The organism is Brachybacterium sp. SGAir0954 (assembly GCF_005490785.1).
Taxonomy (GTDB): Bacteria; Actinomycetota; Actinomycetes; order Actinomycetales; family Dermabacteraceae; genus Brachybacterium; species Brachybacterium rhamnosum.
The window spans coordinates 213,654-231,405 of the sequence record NZ_CP027295.1; the positions used below are offsets into that span (position 1 = coordinate 213,654).

The following is a 17,752-nucleotide window of genomic DNA, read 5'->3' on the forward strand; positions in this document are numbered from 1 at the left end:
GCCCTCAGCAGAACCCGCCGAGCCACTCCCAGGCGGCAGGCGCCTCGGGCTCCCCGTCACGGACCACCGCCGCCTGCATGAGGCCGTAGGGGCGGTCGCCGGCGACGAACACCTCGTTGTCGTTGCCGAGCTCGAACGGGGAGAGGTCCACGAGGTAGTGGTGCTTGTTGGGCATGACCATGCGGATCTCGGCGAGCTCCGGGCGGGCGCCGAGCACGGCCTCGCCGATCGCGAAGAGGCTCTGCTGGAGGGACAGCGAGTGGGTGGTCGCGAAGGTCTCGAGCAGCAGGGCGCGCACCGCCGCGAAGGTCGCGTCGGGGTCCGCCTCCGGGTCCCGGAAGCGCCAGCGGGCCGTGACCTCGGTGGCGAGGATGCGGTCCGTGGTCTCCGGGAGGGTCGTGTAGGCGTCGCGCGGGAAGCCGTGGAACTCGCTGCCGGTGGACTTCAGCACCACGAGGTCCTTGATCCCGCCCACCACGTGCCGCTCGCCGTCCTGGACGGTCACCGCCGCGGTGCGCACCTCGGGGCCCGTGCGGACGAAGGCGTGGTCGTGGCCGGCGCCGTCCACCTCGATGCGCTCCCAGCCGTGCGCCTCCGCCTCCCAGCGGCCGCCGGTGAGCCAGCTGCCCTGGCCCATGAAGTGGTCCGCGAGCAGGCCCAGGAACTGCTCGGGCCCGGCCACGCCGTGCTTCTTGGCGAAGGCGTAGACGGTGTTCTTCTGGGTGTCCGTCGCGATCACGCGGGCGTTGTCCCCGGTGCGGTAGCAGTCCTCGAAGTCGCCGCGGAGCATCGAGGTCACGGTGAGATCGGTGAGGACGTGGCGCGGCGTGGAGCGGTCCACGTGGACCAGGCGCACACCGGCCTTCCCGTACTGGTTGGCGCCCAGGGAGATGCCGGTCGCGGCGGGGGCGGTGGTCGTGGCGGGGGCGGTGGTCTCGGTCATCTCAGCTGCCTCGGTAGGTGGAGTAGGCGAAGGGGCTCAGGAGCAGCGGCACGTGCAGGTGCCCCTGCTCCTCGTCGATGCGGAAGGCGACCACGACCTCCGGGTAGAAGGTCTCCTGGCCGCGGGCGGCGAAGTAGGCGCCGGTGTCGAAGCGGAGGGAGGCGGTGCCCGCGGGGAGGCGGTCGGGGCCCAGGTCCCCGATCCGGCCGTCGGCGTCGGTCGCGGCGGAGGCGATCTCGCCGCCGTCCGGGCCCCGCAGGGAGACGGCCACGCCGGCGGCGGGCCGTCCGGTGCCGGAGTCCAGCACGTGGGTGGTGACGTGGCTGATGACGACCTCCTGGATCCGACGGCGACGACGCGGCGCGGGCCCTGCGGGCCCGGTCCGCGTCCGGTCCTCCCACGCTAGGAAGCGGGTGCGGCACCACGGTTTCCCCCGTGTAAAACGTGTGTTTCAGGGGCTCCCCCTGCAGATGTAACCGCGGCGAAACAGGCCGCGGCCCCTCTTGAAACACACGATCCCTAACCTCGGGCCCCACACCCGCCCGCGGCCCCGCGGCCCACCCACGCGAAGAAGGCGATCCTCATGGAGACCACTCCCGCCCCTGTCCCTCGCCCCTCCCGGCGCACCGCCCTCGGCGCCGCCGCCGCGTCGATCGGAGCGCTCGCCCTCGCCGCCTGCGGCGGCTCCTCGGACGCCGCCTCCGGCGCCTCCGACGGCGGCTCCGGGGACTACGGCTCCCTGGACCTGAATCTCTCGTGGATCAAGAACGCCGAGTTCGCCGGCGAGTACCTCGCGGTGGACCGCGGGTACTTCGAGAAGGCCGGGTTCTCCTCGGTGAACCTCATCGCCGGCGGCCCCAGCGGCACCTCCACCGAGACTATGGTGCTCTCCGGCTCCGCCCTCATCGGCACGTCCTCCCCGCTCGGCGTCGCCCCGCTGATCAAGGACGACGAGGCGCCGCTGAAGATCATCGGCACCACCTACCAGAAGAACCCCTTCACGATCATCTCGCTCGGCGACGCGACCCCGATCACGACCCTCGCGGACCTCGCCGGGAAGCGGATCGGCGTGCAGGCCGGCGTCAACGAGACGCTCTTCGACGGCTTCCTCGCCGCGAACGGCATCGAGGCCTCCGCCCTCGAGATCGTGCCTGTGCAGTACGACCCGCAGCCCCTCGTCAACGGCGAGGTCGACGGCTTCTTCGGCTACCTCACCAATGAGGCGATCACCCTCGAGCTGGACGGGAAGGACGTCGTGAACCTGCCGCTCGCGGACAACGGGCTGCCGTTCATGGCCGAGAGCCTCGTCGTGACCCAGGAGAGCATCGAGACGAAGCGGGAGGAGCTCAAGGCCGTGCTGGTCGCCCTGATCCGCGGCTGGTCCGACGCCGTCGAGGACCCCGAGGAGGGGGCGCGGCTCGCCGTCGAGGACTTCGGCAAGGACCTGGGCCTGGACATGGAGAAGGAGACGCGCCAGGCGAAGGCCCAGGTGGACCTCGTCAGCACCGACGAGACCGATGCGAACGGGCTGCTGACCATGTCCCAGGACCTCATGCAGAAGAACGTCGACGCGCTCGTCACCGCCGGATTCGACCTCACCCTCGAGGACTACTTCGACACCTCGCTGCTCGAGGAGGTCTACGAGGAGAACCCCGACCTGCGCTGAGCGGTCGGCGCCCGAGGGACGACGGGCGGGGAGGGTCGACGCCCTCCCCGCCCGTCGCGGTTCCCCCACCCGTCCTCGGCGGGCCCCTCAGCGCTGCTCGAGCTCCCCGAGCTCGTCGTAGGCGGCGGTGATCCCGCGGATGCGGCGCGCGCCGTCGCTCCCCAGGAGGTTGAGCATGCCGTCGGCGAGCAGCGCGACGAGGGACATGGCCGTCGAGTAGCTGTCGAAGGCGCCGTCGGAGTCGATCGGGCACTCGATCCAGCAGTCCGCTCCGACAGCGTAGGGCCGGGCGGTGCCGTCGCCGATGAGCAGGCAGCGCGCCGGCGAGCGCTCGATCGCCGCGGCGAGGGCCGGGAACACGGCCGGCCGACGGCGGAACCCGATGAGCACGACGACGTCCTCCTCCCCGATCCCGGCGATCTCCTCCCCCACCGCCTGCCCGGGCTGCGGCGCGAGGCGCACCCCGTCCCGCGCCTGGATCAGCTGCTGGTGCAGGTGCAGGGCGACGGGGTAGCTGTTGCGCAGGCCCACGACGAGCACCCGGCGGGCGCCGGCGAGCAGCTCCGTGCCCGTCCCGAGCGCTCCCCCGCCGAGCACGGTGAGCAGCCGGTCGTGGTTCAGCCGCTCCGTGCGGACGTGGCCCTCGATGCCCGGGCGCAGTCCCCCCGCGCCCGTGCGGGACGGCGCGGCGAGCGGGGTGCCCGACTGCCGCATGGCCCGTGTGTGCTCCTTGACCTCGCGGAAGTCCGCGAAGTCGAGCTTGCGGAACAGGCGGCTCACGGTGGCCTTGGAGACGCCGGTCTCGCGGCTGATGTCCGCCGCGCTGAACACGGCGAGGTCGCCCAGGTGCTCGAGGAGGAAGTCGGAGATCCGCCTCTCCTGCGGCGTGAGCTCGCCGTAGCGCGCGTCGATGCGGGCGTCGATCCGGGGCCCGGTGAGGACGGAGGTCCCGGTCCCGGCGCTCATCGCCGGTCCCCTCCCTCGGGCGCCCCGGTCCCGGACCGCGCGACCTCGAGCACCGCCGCCTCGAGCGCCTCGAGCGCGAGGGCGACGTCCTCCGTCGTGACGGACTCGTCGGGGTGGTGGCTGATGCCGTCGGCGCAGCGCACGAACAGCATGCCCACGTCGGTGATCGCGGCGAGGGCCATCGCGTCGTGCCCGGCGCGCGAGAACAGCTCCGGCGGCTCCGGGTCCCCGGTCGCCCGGATCCCCGTGCGCACCGCGTCCATGAGCCGCGGGGCGCAGCGCACGGCGGGCGCCGCATGGATCTGCTCGACCGTGAGCTCGAGGCGGCGCCCCGCGCAGAAGCCGCGGATCCGCTCGAGGACGAGGTCGAGGACCTCGTCGCGCAGCGCATCGGTCTCCGCCCTCAGGTCCAGGGACATCTCCACGCGTCCGGGGACGACGTTGACGCCGCCGGGGAAGGTCTCCAGGCGGCCCACCGTCGCGATCGCCCCGTGCTCACGGGCGATCTGCTCGATGTCGAGCACCGCCCGGCTCGCCCCGATCAGCGCGTCGCGGCGGCGCTCGTAGGGGGTGCCGCCCGCGTGGCGGGCCTCGCCGGTGACGGTGAGGGCGAAGCGGCGGGCGCCCGCGATCGACGTGACCACGCCGAGCGCCCGATCCGCCTGCTCGAGGTACGGGCCCTGCTCGATGTGCACCTCGAGATACCCGGCGAGATCCTCGGGGCGCAGGGCCGCCTCGCCCACCCGCCCGGGGTCGAGGCCGAAGTCCTGGAAGGCCTGCTCCATCGTGGTGCCCTCGGCGTCGGCCAGGGCGAGCCATCCCGGTTCCCAGGTCCCGGCGAGCGCGCGGGACCCCAGGAGCGTCGCCCCGAAGCGGGTGCCCTCCTCGTCCGCGAAGGCGGCGACCTCGAGGGCGAAGGGCAGCTCGTGGGCGCGGTCGCGGAGCCGGGAGACGGCCTCCACGGCGAGCAGCACGCCGAGGATGCCGTCGTAGCGGCCGGCGTCGGGCACCGTGTCGAGGTGGGAGGCGAGCAGCAGGGCGGGCAGCCCGGGGCGGCTCCCCTCGAGCCGGCCCCGCCGGTTGCCGGCGGCGTCCTGCCAGGTGCGCATGCCCGCCGTGGTGACGAGCTCGGCGGCGAGCGCGTCGTGGCGGGCGTGCTCGGGGGTGAGGTACGTGCGCTCGATGCCGTCCTCGCGGGCGGAGATCGCGGCGATCCGGTCGCAGTCCGCCATGATCCGGCGGGCCGCCTCGAGCGCCTCGGCGGAGGGGGCGAGGCGGGTCATCGGGCGGCCTCCGTCGCGGCGCCGGCCGCGTCCGCGTAGACCTCCTGCGCGGCGCCCACGCCCCCGCCGCCGATGACCGGCACGCCGCCGGCGCGCAGCACCTGCTCGAGCGCGGCGAGGGTGAGCAGCACCGCGTCCTTCCGGGCGTTGTAGCCCATGGTCCCGATGCGCCAGACCTTCCCGTGCAGGGGGCCGAAGCTCGTGCCGATCTCGATGCCGTAGTCCTCGAGCAGGGCGGTGCGGGCGGCGTCACCGTCGACCCCCTCGGGGATGTGCACGGCGAGGACGTTGTTCATCCGGTGCTCCTGGTCGCCGAACAGCCGCAGCCCCAGCCCCTGCGCGCCCGCGGCCATGGCCCGCCCGTGCAGGCGGTGCCGGGCGACGGCGGCGTCCATGCCCTCCTCGACGAGCAGCCGGGCGCACTCGTGGGCCGCGTAGAGCATGCTCGTGGCCTCGGTGTGGTGGTTCAGCCGCGCCTCGCCCCAGTAGTCGAGGACCATCGCGAGGTCGAAGTAGTTCGAGCGGATGCGCGTGCCGCGGCCGGCGGTGCCGTCCGCGATGCCGGCCTCGACGTGGCGGCGCGAGAGCACGACCTCGCGGGCGCGCGGGGAGAGCGAGAGGGGGGCGCTGCCCGACGGGCCCGCGAGGCACTTCTGCAGGCCCGCGGTGGCGGCGTCCACGCCCCACTCGTCCATCGCGAAGGTGTTGCCGCCCAGGGACGCGGTGACGTCGACGTACAGCAGCGCGTCGTGGCGGGCGCAGATCTCGCCGAGGCCCTCGAGCGGCTGGTTCATGGTGGTGGAGGTGTCGCCCTGCACGAGGGCCACGAGGCGGGGACCGACGCGGCCGACGGCCTCCTCGATCTGCTCGGGGGTGAACACGGTGCCCCAGTCGGTGGTGATCGTGTGGACCTCGGCCCCGCAGCGCTCGGCGATCTCCACGAGGAGGTGCCCGAAGCGGCCCATGATCGGCACGAGCACCCGGTCGCCGGGCTCGAGCAGGGAGACCAGGGCGGCCTCGATACCGGCCCGGGAGGTGCCGTCGACGAGGAGGGTCGCCTCGTTGCGGGTGCGCAGCACCTCGCGGTACAGCTCCATGGTCTGCGTCATCCAGGTGGTCATCGCGGGATCGAACTGGCCCACGAGGCCGGCGGACATCGCCCGCAGGACGCGGGGGTCCGCGCTGATCGGGCCGGGCCCCATCAGGAGCCGCTGGGGCGGGGTGATCGCAGGGATGCTCATCGGGGTTCCGTTCTGCGGTGGTGCCGGTGTTCCGCCCCAGTCAACGAAACAGACGTTTCACGCGTGTTTCGTCCACGGTTCCGTCCCGCGAAGATTGCCCTGCGCAGGCGTGATGCGCCGGTCCCGGCCGCGGGACGCGGGCGGAATGACCGTTCCAGCCCCGCCGCTCAGGCGGGGACGAGGGCCTCGAGGCGCAGCAGGGCGATCTGCCGCAGCTGCTCCGCGCGCTCGCTCCGCTCCTGCTCCTCGTCGAGCGCCAGGCGCCGCTCGAGCTCCGCGAGCATCTCCGCCTGCGAGCGGCCCGCGGCGCGGATGAGGAACACGGTGCCGAAGCGCCCCTCGTAGCGGGCGTTCGCGGCGACCCAGGCGCCGGGGTCCTCGACCCCGGCCTGCTCGGCGCGCGAGTGCGCGGCCTCCACCGCCGCGAGCCCCTGCGCCCGCTCCCCGATCCGCGGATGGTGCGCGAGCGCGCCGCGGACCTCCGCGGCGGTCCACTCCCCGGCGAGCGCGGAGGCCGTGCCCCGCAGCTGCTCGACGTCCGCGTAGGGGCGCCCGGCGAGGATCGCCCCGGTCCAGCGGTCGATCGGGGCGCAGGCGCGCAGCGGATCCTCGAGGTCCGCGGCGGGCGCCGTGTTGAACTGCGCGAGGGTGAGGCTGCTCGGGCTCATGGGGTCTCCTCGAGGGCGGCGGCGAGGTGGATCAGCTCCACGTCGGAGCCGGCGGGCCCCACCAGGGTGACACCGGTGGGCAGGCCCGCGGCGGTGCGCAGCGGGACGGTGACGGCGGGCAGGCCGGCGAGGCCCGCGAGGCAGGTCAGGCGCAGGGTCCGCTCGCGCTGGGCCTCGATGAGGGGGCCGCCGGCCGCGGAGTCCCGCAGCAGCGGCGCCACCGAGGAGGCCGCCGGCACCACGAGCACGCCGCCGCCGAGCCGCCCGCGCACCTCCTCCGCGGCGACGGCGCGCACCTCGCGGGCACGGCGCTCCTGCTCCGCGGTGACGGTGCGGGCGGTGCGGAAGCGGGCGGCGACGTCCGGGCCGAGGTCGCCCTCATGGACGCGGACCCAGTCGCCGTGCGCCTGCCACGCCTCGCGCGCCTGGATCGTCCGGAAGGCGCCCAGCCATGCGGTGTGGGCCGCCTCGTCGATCGCGGCGGCGCGCTCCATGCGCCGGCTCCCGGCCCAGCGGCGCAGTGCCGCGTCGATCGCCTCGGCGACGTCGCCGTCGGCGAGCTCCACGAGACCGGGCACGGTGCGCAGGGCGGCGCCGGCGAGCATTCCGGCCCTCCCCGTCCCGGCCGCGGCGCCGTCGACGTCGTGCAGCAGCACGTCGGCGGCACGGGCGAGCGGCCCGGGGGTGCGCGCGAGCAGGCCCACGGTGTCGAAGCTCGGCGCGAGCGGCAGCAGCCCGTCGCGGGGGACGGCGCCGTGGGTGGTGCGGATCCCCCACAGCCCCTGGTAGGCGGCGGGGACGCGGATCGAGCCGCCCGTGTCCGTACCGAGGCCCAGGCTCGCGTGCCCGAGGGAGACGGCGCTCGCGGAGCCGGAGGACGAGCCGCCGCTGATGCGGTGCGGGGCGCGGGGGTTCGGCGGGGTGCCGTAGTGCGTGCTGGTGCCGGCGAGGCTGTAGGCGAGCTCGTCGGTCGCGGCGATCCCGGTGACGGCGGCGCCCGCGCCCAGCAGCGCCTCGACCGCGGCGGCGTGGCGGGGCTCCGGGGAGGCCTCCGCGAGCCGGGCGGGGTTCCCGGCGCCGATCCGCTGGCCGGCGACGGCGAACAGGTCCTTGACCGCGACGGTCTCCCCCGTGAGCGGGCCGCCCTCCGTGGTGGCCGGAACGAGCGGGGTGCCCACCACCCGCCAGATCCGACGGTCCAGCGCCGGCGCCGCGACCGCCACGTGCGCGACGGCGACCTTCCAGCCGCCCTCGCCGCGCTCCCACACCTGGGTCTGCTGGCCGCGGCCCCCGCGCAGCAGCTCCGTGATCGCGACGACGACGGCGTGCCGCTCGCCGAGCGCGCGCACCTCGACGCGGACGATGCGCCGGGCCGGGGCGCCGCCGCGCCCGCCGCGGAAGGAGCTGATCGCCTCGTGCCCCACGAGCAGACCCGCCGCGTCGCCGCGGAGGGTGTCCGGGCCGGGGGCGAAGAGCGCGTCGAGGGTCGGGAGGTCGTCGGCCATGAGGGCCGTCTCGTAGGCCCAGAAGGCGTCCATGAGCCCGGGGACATCCGGGCCGTGGGGCACCGGCCGGGCCTCCGCGGCGACCGGTCCCGAGCCGCCGTCGGCGCTCATCGGCCCACCCCCGCGAGGTCCTCGACCCGGATGCGGGCGTGGACGCCCTTGACCACGTCCACCACCTGCGAGATGTCGAAGTCCGTGGCGGCGCTGAGGTAGGCGTAGGCGTGCTCGGGATCGAGCCCCCAGCGGGCCCCGAGCAGGGCGATCGCCGCCCGCACGCACTCCTGGACGGCCACGTCGAGGTCCTCGTCCATGCCGGTGGGCACCAGGTACCGGGAGGTCTCGGCGAGCGGCCCGGCGAGCTCCCCGAACCGCTCGAGCGCGTCCTCCCGGGCGATGACCTCGAAGCGCAGGCGGCTGCGCAGGCTCGCCTCCATCGCCGTCAGCGCGACCTCCCCGTCCCCCTGCGCGAAGTGCGGGTCGCCCACGTAGGCGAGGGCACCCTCGACCTGCACCGGCAGGTAGAGGGAGGAGCCGGCGGTGAGCAGGTTGATGTCGATGTTGCCGCCGTGGCGTCCGGGCGGCACCGAGTGCGGCCGCTCCACCTCTGCGACGGCGACGCCCATGATCCCGAGGAAGGGGCGCAGCGGGAAGCGGATCGTGCGCTCGGCCCCCTCGCGCGGGGCCATGGTGCCGAGCAGGGCGCCGTCGGCCCCCTCCTCGACCCCGGCGAAGACGCTCACCGCACCCGCGCCTCGCGGGTACTCCCCCGGCAGCGCGCCGCGTCCGTGGCGGTTGGAGACCACGCCGTAGGGGACGCGCAGCGCATGGTCCACCACGGTGATCCGCAGCAGGTCGCCGGGGAGGGCGCCGTCCACGTGGATCGGCCCGGTGACCACGTGCGGGCCGTCGCGGCCGGGGTCGCGGTCCGGGTGCCCGGCGGCGATCGCGACCGCATCCGGGAGCACCTGCTCGACGTCGACGCCGTGCGCGGCGAAGAAGCGGCGCGGGTCCCGGCCCTGGTCCTCGAGGATGCCCTCGTGGCTCACCGTGTCCAGGACCGCCTCGTCCCCGCTGCGCAGGCGCAGCACCGGGGAGTCCGCGGCGCAGGGCAACCGGCCCCACAGGCTCGTGGTCTCCTCCGCGGGGAGATAGGCGATGCCGTCCGGCAGGTCCTCGCCGGGGCGCAGGATGGGTGTCCGCATGGGTCCTCCTCGGGTCGACGCTCACCCTAGGGACGTGCTTTTACGTGCTTGTTACACGCCCGTGCCGCCCGGGTTTCGCGAGGTCGATAGCGTCCGGGGCATGACCGAGACCTCCACCGCCGCCGCCGTCTCCCCCGCCCGGGACACGGGGCCCGCCCTCCTGCGCCTCATGCTCGCGCTCACCTTCACCACCGGGATCGTCGACGCGATCGGCTACCTGGGCCTGGACCGGGTGTTCACCGCGAACATGACCGGCAACGTGGTGATCCTCGGGATGGCCCTCACCGGGGCGGACGACCTCCCCGTGGCGGGGCCGCTGATCGCGCTCGGCGGCTTCGTGCTCGGGGCGGTGCTCGCGGGGCGCGCGCTCGGCGGCCGCACGGGCGCCTGGAGCGCGGTGACGACCGCCCTGCTCGGCGGGGTCGCCGGGCTCGTCGTCGCCATCGGCGCGGTGCTGCTGCTGTGGGACGGGGCGCCGGAGCCGGCGCTGCTGGTGATCACCGGCGCGCTGGGCCTCGCGATGGGTGCGCAGGCCGCGACGGCCCGCGCGATCGGGGTCAAGGACGTGACGACCGTGGTCATCACCTCGACGATCACGGGCCTCGCCATGGACTCCCCGCTCGCCGGCGGCAGCGGCGCGCTGTGGCCGCGGCGCCTGCTCGCCGTGCTGCTCATGCTCGCGGGAGCGGCCGTGGGCGCCGCCCTGCTGCGCGTGCACGCCGGGGCGGGGCTGCTCGTGGCCGGGCTGATCTGCGCGGCGGTCGCCGCGATCGGCCACGCCCGCTGCCGGGGCTGAGCCGCCTCAGGCGGTCTGCAGCGCGGGCTCCACGACGTCGAAGCGGTAGCCGACGTTGCGCACCGTGTGGATCGCGGAGTCGAGGCTCTCACCGAGCTTCGCCCGCAGCCGGCGCACGTGCACGTCCACGGTGCGGGTGCCGCCGAAGTAGTCGTAGCCCCACACCTCCTGCAGCAGCTGGGCACGGGTGAACACCCGGCCCGGGTGCGCGACGAGGTACTTCAGCAGCTCGAACTCCTTGAACGTCAGCTCGAGGGGCATGCCGTGCACGGAGGCGGTGAAGCTCGACTCGTCGATCAGCAGGCCACCCGCGGAGAGAAGCGCAGGTGTCGGCTCCTCCGCGGGGACGTTGCGGAGCGCGAGCCGCAGCCGGGCGTCGACCTCCGCGGCCCCGGCGGAGGGCAGCAGGTAGTCCGCGGCGCCCCAGTCCCGGTTCGCGGCCGCAAGCCCGGATTCCGCCATCACGAGCACCATCGGCAGCGCGAGCCCCGACGACTCGAGCCGCATCGCCATGTGCGGCGCCCAGGTGAGGTCCGCGGTCGCGTCGAAGACGGCGACGTCGCACTCCGGGGCGCGGCGGAGGTCCGGGAGGTCCATTCCGCAGTAATGCACCGTGTGCGGGAGCATCGCGAGGGCGCCGAGAGCCGGTCGCCGCAGCGCCGGGCGGGCGGGCGAGATGTGCAGGACGCGCAGTGCGGAGGACATGGAACGGCTCACCGGGAGACCCCTTTCACTGTGGGAGGGAGGGGCGCGCCGTCGGTCCCCGAGATGGCCTCCACTTCACTGCAACGATCGTGCCAAGGACAGGTCCAGGAGGCGTCGAGACCTTTTCGTGACCGTCGTTCTCGCGGCGCGAGAGGAGGACGGGAGTGGTCATCCCGGCGTCGTCCAGCACGAGCGAGTCCTCTCCCCCCACGAGCTGCGGCGGCACGGAGAAGGCCATGCCGCCCCCCATGATCACGAGGGTCGCGGAGACGTCGTCCGTGAGCGCCGTGCGACCGAGCGAGGCGAGGACCGCCGCGAACACCGCGCGGAGCGGCGTGTGCAGCAGGGCGGCGACCGCGTTGGGCACCAGCGCCCTCCCCGTCTGCAACAGCTGGTGCAGAGCGCCCAGAAGCCCGTGCGCCAGCACCCGGCGTGGCTGAGCGCCCTCGCCCTCGACTCCTCGCCCGTCGCCGGGACCCGGCGGCGAGGAGGAGCCCCGCACGCGCCGGGCGGGACGGGTCAGCTCTCGATCACGGCGCTGATGGCCTCGCCGTCGGAGTCGACGTCGGCGGAGTCCACGAGGTCGCTCGCCTCGGCCTTCAGCAGAGCGATCAGCGTCTCCAGTCGGTCGCTCGCGGTTCCCGAGGTGTAGACGGCCTCCTCGACCGAGGCGAGGGTCTCCTCGTAGAGATCGGCGAACGTGGATTCCGCGAGGAACCGCTCGGAGAGGATGTTGCTCCCGCCCATGCCACCGCCACCGCCGCCGCCCTGTGCGTCCGTGTCGCCGTCCCGGCCGGGGGCCTGCGCGCCGTCCGGGACCCCGCCCGGCATGCCGCCGGTCGCCTCGTCGCCGCCGGCATCGCTCGCCATGTCGCCCCCGCCGCCCTGGCCCCCGCCGCCCTGGCCTCCACCGCCCCGGCCTCCACCGCCGCCCATCCCGCCGAAGGACAGGTTCTGGTCCCAGGCCACGACCTCCCACCTCTCGGCGGAGGGGTCGTAGTGCAGGTAGGAGTTGTTGCCGGGGCCGTCGATGTCGTCGGAGTTCTGCACGAGCTCCTGGACCGCGAGGTACGTCGCGAAGCCGTCCACGTCCAGGCGGCTGCCCAGGTCCGAGGCGAACTCGTCGTCCTCGGACTCGTTGATGAACTGCAGGAAGCTGCCCAGCGCGGCGAAGGACTCCTCGTCGGTCAAATCGTCGCCCACGAACTTCGCATCGAAGACGTCGGTGTAGTCCTCCTCCGTGTCCCCGCGGTAGGTGTAGTCGCCGCCCGAGTCCGCCTTGAAGGTCGCCCCGGTGGAGTCGAAGGCGTCGGCGTTCCAGAGGTCGTCGTCCGGGAGGTCGAGCACCAGGCGGAGCTTCGCGTCGGCGCCGTTCACGCTGAACCGGGTGAAGGCGTACTTCTCCGCGGGGACGCCGGCCTCGGAGAGCACGTCCAGGGCGACGGCCTCGTTCAACGAGGTCTCCGTGTTGCTGCCGCGCACCACGAACTCGGTGCGGCCCGAGAAGCTCTGGCCATCGGTGTACTTGTCCAGTCGGATCACCCACGGCAGACCGGTCGGATCGTCGGCGGAGATCGTGCCGTCACCCTCGGTGTCGCCCCCGGCCGCGCCCATGCCGTCGCCTCCCCCGTCGGAGGCCTGGTCACCGCCCCCGTCGGACGCCTGGTCGCCGCCCCCGCCCGGGGCACCGCCGCCCATCCCGCCCCCTCCCGCGCCGCCACCCGCGAGGCTGCGGAGGCTGGAGTTGCCCTTGAGCTTGATGCCCGCCTTCTCGAACACGCTGCCGTCGATCTCGACGTCCGCCTCGATCCAGTTCTTCGTCTGGTCGTCCTGGTAGGCAGCGATCATCTCGTCGTAGGCGTCCTCGTCCAGGGCGACGCTCATCGTGTGGACGGTCGACATGTCCCAGAAATCTCCGTCGACGGCGCCGGTGACGACGTCGCCGTCCAGTGCCGTGTCGTCGGCCGAGGACCGGGTGCAGGCCACGGCCGTGAGCACCACTCCGGCCGCCCCGCCGAGCGCGAGGAATCCTCGCCGGGACGGTGTGGACAGGAAGGCGGGCGTGGTGCGTCGGAGCGATGTCGTCATGGTGACGACGGTAGGGACGCCGGGTAGGGGTCCCGCCTGCCCCACCTGTGCATCCCCTGTGCGGCGCCGCCTCAGGGGAGCGGCCGGCGGGGGGCGGGGCTCAGGGAGCGGCCCTACTCATCCTGCTCCCAGGCCCCGGTCTCGACGGGCCTGCCGATGCACAGCGCGGCGACGACGCCCACGAGGGAGAGCAGCACGGGCAGCAGCAGGGAGTCCGCCATCGCCTGCGCGAAGGGGGCATGGAGGAACTCGGGCAGGGAGCCCGTCTGCGCGCCCTCGGCCGTGGCCCCCGCGCCGCCCTGGCCGCCGGCGCCGCCGGTGACCTCGCCGATGCGGTCCGCGATACGGGTGCTCATGAGGGTCGCGATCGCGGCGGAGCCCAGCACGGAGCCGATCTGCCGGGTCTCGTTGTAGACGCCGGAGCCGGCGCCCGCGAGCGACGGCGGCAGGTTGCGGGTCGCGGTCATCGACAGCGGGCCCCAGATGAGGGCGTTGCCGAGGCCCACGAGCACGAAGGGCAGCAGGAGCAGCCAGATCGCGGTGTCCGGCTCCATGATCAGGGCGAGCCAGCCGAGGCCCGCGGCGAGCGAGGCGAAGCCGCCCACGGCGAGCCAGCGCGGGTTCACGCGGTTCATCCAGCGGCCCACGAACGGGGCGAGCGCGCCGGAGACGAGCGCCATCGGCACGGTCATGAGCGCGGCCTGCGTCGGGTCCATGCCGAGCACCTGCTGGAAGTACAGGGTGATCGGGATGGACAGGGTGAGCACGGTCGCGCCCATCATCGCGATCGCGATGTTGGCGACGGAGAAGTTGCGGTCGCGGAACAGGCGCAGCGGCACGAGCGGCTCGCGGCGGTTCACGGCCTGCCACACGACGAAGGCGACCATGACGACGGCGCCCGCGATGATCAGCCCGGGCACGGAGATCGGCAGGTGGGTGTCGACGCCCGCGATGACGAGCGAGTCGGTGATGGTGCCCCAGTCGTAGGTGTCCCCCTCCTGGATCCCGAAGACCAGCATGAACAGGCCCGCGGCGGAGAGCACCACGCCGAGCCAGTCGAAGGAGTGGGCGCGGCGGGAGAAGCGGGGCACGTTGCGGGCGGCGAGCAGCAGGCCGATGATCCCGACGGGCACGTTGACGAAGAAGATCCACTCCCAGCCGGGGCCGTCGACGAGCAGGCCTCCCGCGAGCGGGCCGACGAGGGTCGCGACGCCCGCGGTGGCGCCCCACAGCGCCATCGCCTGGGGGCGGTCCTTGGGGGCGAACATGCGGGTGATCATGGACATCGTCTGCGGGGTCATCATGCCGGCGCCGAGGCCCTGCACCACGCGGGCGAGGATGAGCATCTCGACGCTGCCGGCGAGGCCGCACCACAGGCTCGAGAGGGTGAAGACGGCGAGGCCGGCCATGTACATGGTCTTCATGCCGAGCCGGTCGCCGAGACGGCCGGTGATGAGCAGCGGCACGGCGTAGGCGAGCAGGTAGGCGCTCGTGACCCACAGCAGGCTCGAGAGCTCGGTGTCGAGGTCCTCCTGCATGCGCGGGATCGCGACGGTAACGATCGTGGTGTCCACGAGGATCATGAAGAACCCCAGGACGATCGACCACAGGGCGGGCCAGGGACGGTCCAGGCGCGGGTCGCGCTCCGCCTGCCCGGACTCGGCGACGGACGGGGCGGCTTCGGCCATGGGGACCTCCGGGGGACGTGCTGGGGGCGCCCGGCGCGGGTGCCTCCGAGAATGTACGCCCGCTCCCGGACGCTCGACCACGGGGATGACCCCCGGACGTGGCGAGCATCCCTTCCCCTCGACGCCCGGACGTGAGCGTGGGCACCGGAGCACCTGTGAGAGCGTGGACGGCGAGGCCTCGTCGGACCGCCCGGTCGCAGTGCGACATGATCACTGCACGTCCCGTCCTCGCGTGTCTACACTCGCAGCATCGCCGGACCCGGCGGTGGACCACGTCGAGGAGGCACGTATGAGCACCGAGGACAAGTTCGACAACGCGACCGAGAAGCTGGGCGGCCAGGCCAAGGAGGGCGTCGGCAAGCTCACCGGCGACAGGGAGCTGGAGACCGAGGGGCAGGTCGACCAGTCCAAGGCCGGGCTGAAGGACAAGGTCCAGGACGCCAAGGACACCGTGACCGGTGCCCTCAAGGGCGTGAAGAAGGACTGATCAGCTGACGCACCGGCCACCACCGTGGCCGGGCGAGCACGAGGGCGGTCCTGCACGGCGGGCCGCCCTCGCGGCGTCCGCGCCGCCGGTGACCGGCGGCGTGACGCGGGCGCGCGGTCAGCAGGTCAGCGCCGGCCGCGCGGCGCCGGGGTCAGGGGCTCGGGGACGGACTGCTCGTCGATCTGCTCGGTGAGGGCGTCGAGGAACTCCGCGACCGCGCGACGGGAGTCCGGGGGAACCTGCTGCGCCGCCTCGAGCATGCGCTCGTGCATCACGGCGAGGCGGTCGCGGACCTCCTCGTGGGCATGGTCCGTCGCGAGCACGACGAGGGCGCGGCGGTCGGTGGGATGAGGGGTGCGGCGAAGGTGCCCGGAGCGGGTGAGCCGGTCCAGCAGCTTGCTGGTGGAGGCCCCGGAGATCCCGAGGAGCCGTGCGAGGCGCAGCAGGGTGAGCGGGTCCTCGGCGGCCTCGTGGGCGATCACGTGGCGCAGCGCCTCGAGGTCCGTGGTGTTCATGTCCATGCCTGCGCTGATGCGTCGGCGCAGGTCGTGATCGGCCTGGCGGAGGCGGCGGACCGCGGCTAGCATCGTGATCGCCGAGTCGTCCTCCTCCTCGTCGTACCAGTAGCCGCGGCGCTGGGGGTCACCGGCGGTCGTGTGCGCATCCATGGTTCTCGATGCTACGCTTTGGTTACATAGCCAGGCTATCAACATTGGTATGTCGACAACGCTGCCGAGTGCGACGGGACAGAGCGCCGCACGCCGGCCACCCGAGGACACGGTGACGCTCCGCCGGACCGCGGTCGGCGCCGAGGGGACAGGAGAGCCCATGACCGTCACCTCAACCCAGGACCACGTCGTCCTGGTCGATGCGGACGGGCGCCCCACCGGGGAGCTCGCCCTCCGCGCGGAGGTGCACTCGACCAGCACCCCGCGCCACCTCGGCTTCTCCTGCTACGTGATCCGCGAGGACGGCCGGGTGCTGCTGACGCGACGGGCCCTGGACAAGCGCACCTGGCCGGGCGTGTGGACGAACTCCCTCTGCGGCCATCCCCGTCTCGGAGAGTCGCTCCCCGACGCCATCGCCCGACGGGCCGAGGACGAGCTCGGCATGGCGCTGCACTCGCCGAGGACGGCCCTCCCCGACTTCCACTACGTCGCCACCGATGCCTCCGGCATCGTCGAGAACGAGTTCTGCCCGGTCGCCGTGGCACGCTGTGCGACCGCACCCGACCCCCGCCCCGAGGAGGTGATGGACCTGCGCTGGGTCACCCCGGGCGAGCTCCACCAGCTCGTGCGGACCGCGCCCTGGACTCTCAGCCCCTGGTGCGCCGCCCAGGTCCCGCTGCTCGGGGCGCACCTCTCCGCCTCCAGGACCGATCGATGAGCACGGACGCGCAGTCGCAGCGACCCTCTCTCGACGCCACCATCGCCGAGACCCTCACCGCCACGGCCCGGCGCGCCGCCCCCGGATCCGACCACGAGCACGTCGAGCTCATGGCTGCTCTGTCCCACGCGTGCAGCGGCGGCGGCCGGCTCCGCCCGCAGCTCCTGCTGGACACCTGCCGAGCCCTCGGCGGCGATCCCGACGGCCCCGCCCTCCGCGTCGCCGCCGCGATCGAGATCCTCCACGCCGCCTTCGTCCTCCAGGACGACGTCATCGACGCCGATCCCGTCCGCCGCGGGGCCCCCACGGCGCACGCCGCGCTGACGACCGCCGCTCTCGCCGAGGGCGCTCCCCTGCGCGGCGCCCGACGCTACGGCGACGCCGGAGGGACCCTCGCCGGGGACCTCGGGCTGATCACCGCGCTCACGGCCGTCCTGCGCTGCGGCGCTCCCGCGACGACGGTCGACCGTCTCGTCGATCTCCTGGAGAGCGCGGTGCACGCGAGCGCCGCGGGCGAGCTCGCCGACGTCGCGCCGACGGCCGTCGCGCCTGCCGGCGGGCCCTCGCCCACCCCGGTCACCGCCTCCTTGCGGGTCGCCGCCCTCAAGACCTCCGCCTACACGACCGAGCTGCCGCTGCGCGCCGGAGCCGTGCTCGCCGGAGCCGACGAGCAGGTCGACGAGGCGCTCGCCGCCGTCGGCCGCCCGCTCGGCATCGGCTTCCAGCTGCTCGACGACCTCGTCGGCATCTTCGGTGACGAGTCCCGCACCGGCAAGAGCGCGCTCTCCGACCTCCGGGACGGGGCGCGCACGGGTCTGATCGCCCATGCGGAGTCGACGGACACCTGGCCACTGCTCCTCCCCCTCATCGGGGACCCCGATGCGGACGAGAGCTCCCTGCAGGAGGCGCGCCGACTGCTCGAGGACTGCGGGGCCCGCGCGCGCGCCGAGGCTCTCGCCGAGGAGCAGCTGGATCTCGCCGTCGAGCTCGCCGTCTCCAGCGGCGTGCCGGACGGGCTGGTCGTCGTGCTGGATGCGACGCGCCGCCGGATGCTCGAGACGGCGCACGCACAGCTCGTGGGCGTGCGGGAGGTCGGCGCATGATCCCGCACGATCGCCACCCCCGTCC

Annotated in this window: 18 protein-coding genes; 5 read left to right on the forward strand and 13 right to left on the reverse strand. The window is 74.0% G+C overall.

The genetic code is table 11. The features are described 5' to 3' along the window. Positions 1 to 4: 4 nt before the first annotated feature. Together pucL and uraH are read right to left on the reverse strand one after the other, a co-directional pair. A complete protein-coding gene (gene pucL / locus C1N80_RS00885) occupies positions 5 to 943 on the reverse strand; it encodes a factor-independent urate hydroxylase (protein ID WP_137769037.1) in 939 nt (312 codons plus the stop codon). Between the two features lies 1 nt (position 944). Next, a complete protein-coding gene (gene uraH / locus C1N80_RS00890; protein ID WP_240811184.1) occupies positions 945 to 1,250 on the reverse strand; it encodes a hydroxyisourate hydrolase in 306 nt (101 codons plus the stop codon). A gap of 276 nt (positions 1,251 to 1,526) precedes the next feature. Between uraH and C1N80_RS00895 the strand changes: the two genes are divergently transcribed. Then, complete coding sequence (locus C1N80_RS00895) at positions 1,527 to 2,609, forward strand: ABC transporter substrate-binding protein (RefSeq protein ID WP_137769039.1); 1,083 nt, start codon at positions 1,527 to 1,529, stop codon at positions 2,607 to 2,609. A gap of 87 nt (positions 2,610 to 2,696) precedes the next feature. Here the strand turns inward: C1N80_RS00895 and C1N80_RS00900 are convergent, their stop codons facing one another. The 6 genes from C1N80_RS00900 to C1N80_RS00925 all read right to left on the reverse strand — a co-directional run bounded on the left by C1N80_RS00900 (position 2,697) and on the right by C1N80_RS00925 (position 9,474). Further along, entirely contained in the window at positions 2,697 to 3,575 is an 879-nt protein-coding gene (locus tag C1N80_RS00900; RefSeq protein ID WP_137769040.1) for a MurR/RpiR family transcriptional regulator, read from the reverse strand. Further along, positions 3,572 to 4,858, reverse strand: coding sequence for an allantoate amidohydrolase (locus C1N80_RS00905; protein WP_137769041.1), 1,287 nt, complete (start codon positions 4,856 to 4,858; stop codon positions 3,572 to 3,574). Before C1N80_RS00905 ends, C1N80_RS00900 begins: the two co-directional genes overlap by 4 nt. After that, entirely contained in the window at positions 4,855 to 6,099 is a 1,245-nt protein-coding gene (locus C1N80_RS00910) for an alanine--glyoxylate aminotransferase family protein (RefSeq protein ID WP_240811185.1), read from the reverse strand. The genes C1N80_RS00905 and C1N80_RS00910 overlap by 4 nt, the downstream gene beginning before the upstream one ends. A 167-nt stretch (positions 6,100 to 6,266) precedes the next feature. Further along, the gene (locus tag C1N80_RS00915) at positions 6,267 to 6,767 is read right to left on the reverse strand and encodes a 2-oxo-4-hydroxy-4-carboxy-5-ureidoimidazoline decarboxylase (protein WP_137769042.1); all 501 of its coding nucleotides are present in this window, start codon (positions 6,765 to 6,767) and stop codon (positions 6,267 to 6,269) included. Beyond that, positions 6,764 to 8,383, reverse strand: a complete 1,620-nt coding sequence (locus C1N80_RS00920; RefSeq protein ID WP_137769043.1) for an AtzH-like domain-containing protein — start codon at positions 8,381 to 8,383, stop codon at positions 6,764 to 6,766. Before C1N80_RS00920 ends, C1N80_RS00915 begins: the two co-directional genes overlap by 4 nt. Further along, complete coding sequence (locus C1N80_RS00925) at positions 8,380 to 9,474, reverse strand: acetamidase/formamidase family protein (RefSeq protein WP_137769044.1); 1,095 nt, start codon at positions 9,472 to 9,474, stop codon at positions 8,380 to 8,382. The genes C1N80_RS00920 and C1N80_RS00925 overlap by 4 nt, the downstream gene beginning before the upstream one ends. A gap of 100 nt (positions 9,475 to 9,574) precedes the next feature. Between C1N80_RS00925 and C1N80_RS00930 the strand changes: the two genes are divergently transcribed. After that, positions 9,575 to 10,270: a DUF1275 family protein gene (locus C1N80_RS00930; protein ID WP_137769045.1), complete on the forward strand. Its 696-nt coding sequence runs from the start codon at positions 9,575 to 9,577 to the stop codon at positions 10,268 to 10,270. 6 nt (positions 10,271 to 10,276) lie between these two features. On the opposite strand, the gene C1N80_RS15920 is transcribed toward C1N80_RS00930, so the two are convergent. The 4 genes from C1N80_RS15920 to C1N80_RS00950 form a co-directional block, all read right to left on the reverse strand. Beyond that, positions 10,277 to 10,987: a response regulator transcription factor gene (locus C1N80_RS15920; protein WP_305038364.1), complete on the reverse strand. Its 711-nt coding sequence runs from the start codon at positions 10,985 to 10,987 to the stop codon at positions 10,277 to 10,279. A 13-nt stretch (positions 10,988 to 11,000) separates the two neighbouring features. Beyond that, positions 11,001 to 11,342, reverse strand: coding sequence for a hypothetical protein (locus tag C1N80_RS00940; protein ID WP_137769046.1), 342 nt, complete (start codon positions 11,340 to 11,342; stop codon positions 11,001 to 11,003). 152 nt (positions 11,343 to 11,494) lie between these two features. Beyond that, entirely contained in the window at positions 11,495 to 13,063 is a 1,569-nt protein-coding gene (locus C1N80_RS00945) for a CotH kinase family protein (protein WP_137769047.1), read from the reverse strand. A 113-nt stretch (positions 13,064 to 13,176) separates the two neighbouring features. Then, on the reverse strand, positions 13,177 to 14,751 hold the full coding sequence (locus C1N80_RS00950; RefSeq protein WP_137769048.1) for a DHA2 family efflux MFS transporter permease subunit: 1,575 nt from the start codon (positions 14,749 to 14,751) through the stop codon (positions 13,177 to 13,179). Between the two features lie 289 nt (positions 14,752 to 15,040). Here C1N80_RS00950 and C1N80_RS00955 point away from each other — a divergent pair, with 289 nt between their 5' ends. Next, entirely contained in the window at positions 15,041 to 15,238 is a 198-nt protein-coding gene (locus tag C1N80_RS00955) for a CsbD family protein (protein WP_137769049.1), read from the forward strand. Between the two features lie 125 nt (positions 15,239 to 15,363). Here C1N80_RS00955 and C1N80_RS00960 read toward each other — a convergent pair whose 3' ends face one another. Then, positions 15,364 to 15,906, reverse strand: a complete 543-nt coding sequence (locus C1N80_RS00960; protein WP_137769050.1) for a MarR family winged helix-turn-helix transcriptional regulator — start codon at positions 15,904 to 15,906, stop codon at positions 15,364 to 15,366. 160 nt (positions 15,907 to 16,066) lie between these two features. Here C1N80_RS00960 and idi point away from each other — a divergent pair, with 160 nt between their 5' ends. Next, complete coding sequence (gene idi / locus C1N80_RS00965; RefSeq protein ID WP_137769051.1) at positions 16,067 to 16,624, forward strand: isopentenyl-diphosphate Delta-isomerase; 558 nt, start codon at positions 16,067 to 16,069, stop codon at positions 16,622 to 16,624. Continuing rightward, positions 16,621 to 17,727 carry a polyprenyl synthetase family protein gene (locus tag C1N80_RS00970; protein WP_137769052.1) on the forward strand — a complete coding sequence of 369 codons (1,107 nt, stop codon included), beginning with the start codon at positions 16,621 to 16,623 and terminating at the stop codon, positions 17,725 to 17,727. The genes idi and C1N80_RS00970 overlap by 4 nt, the downstream gene beginning before the upstream one ends. Positions 17,728 to 17,752: the final 25 nt, after the last annotated feature.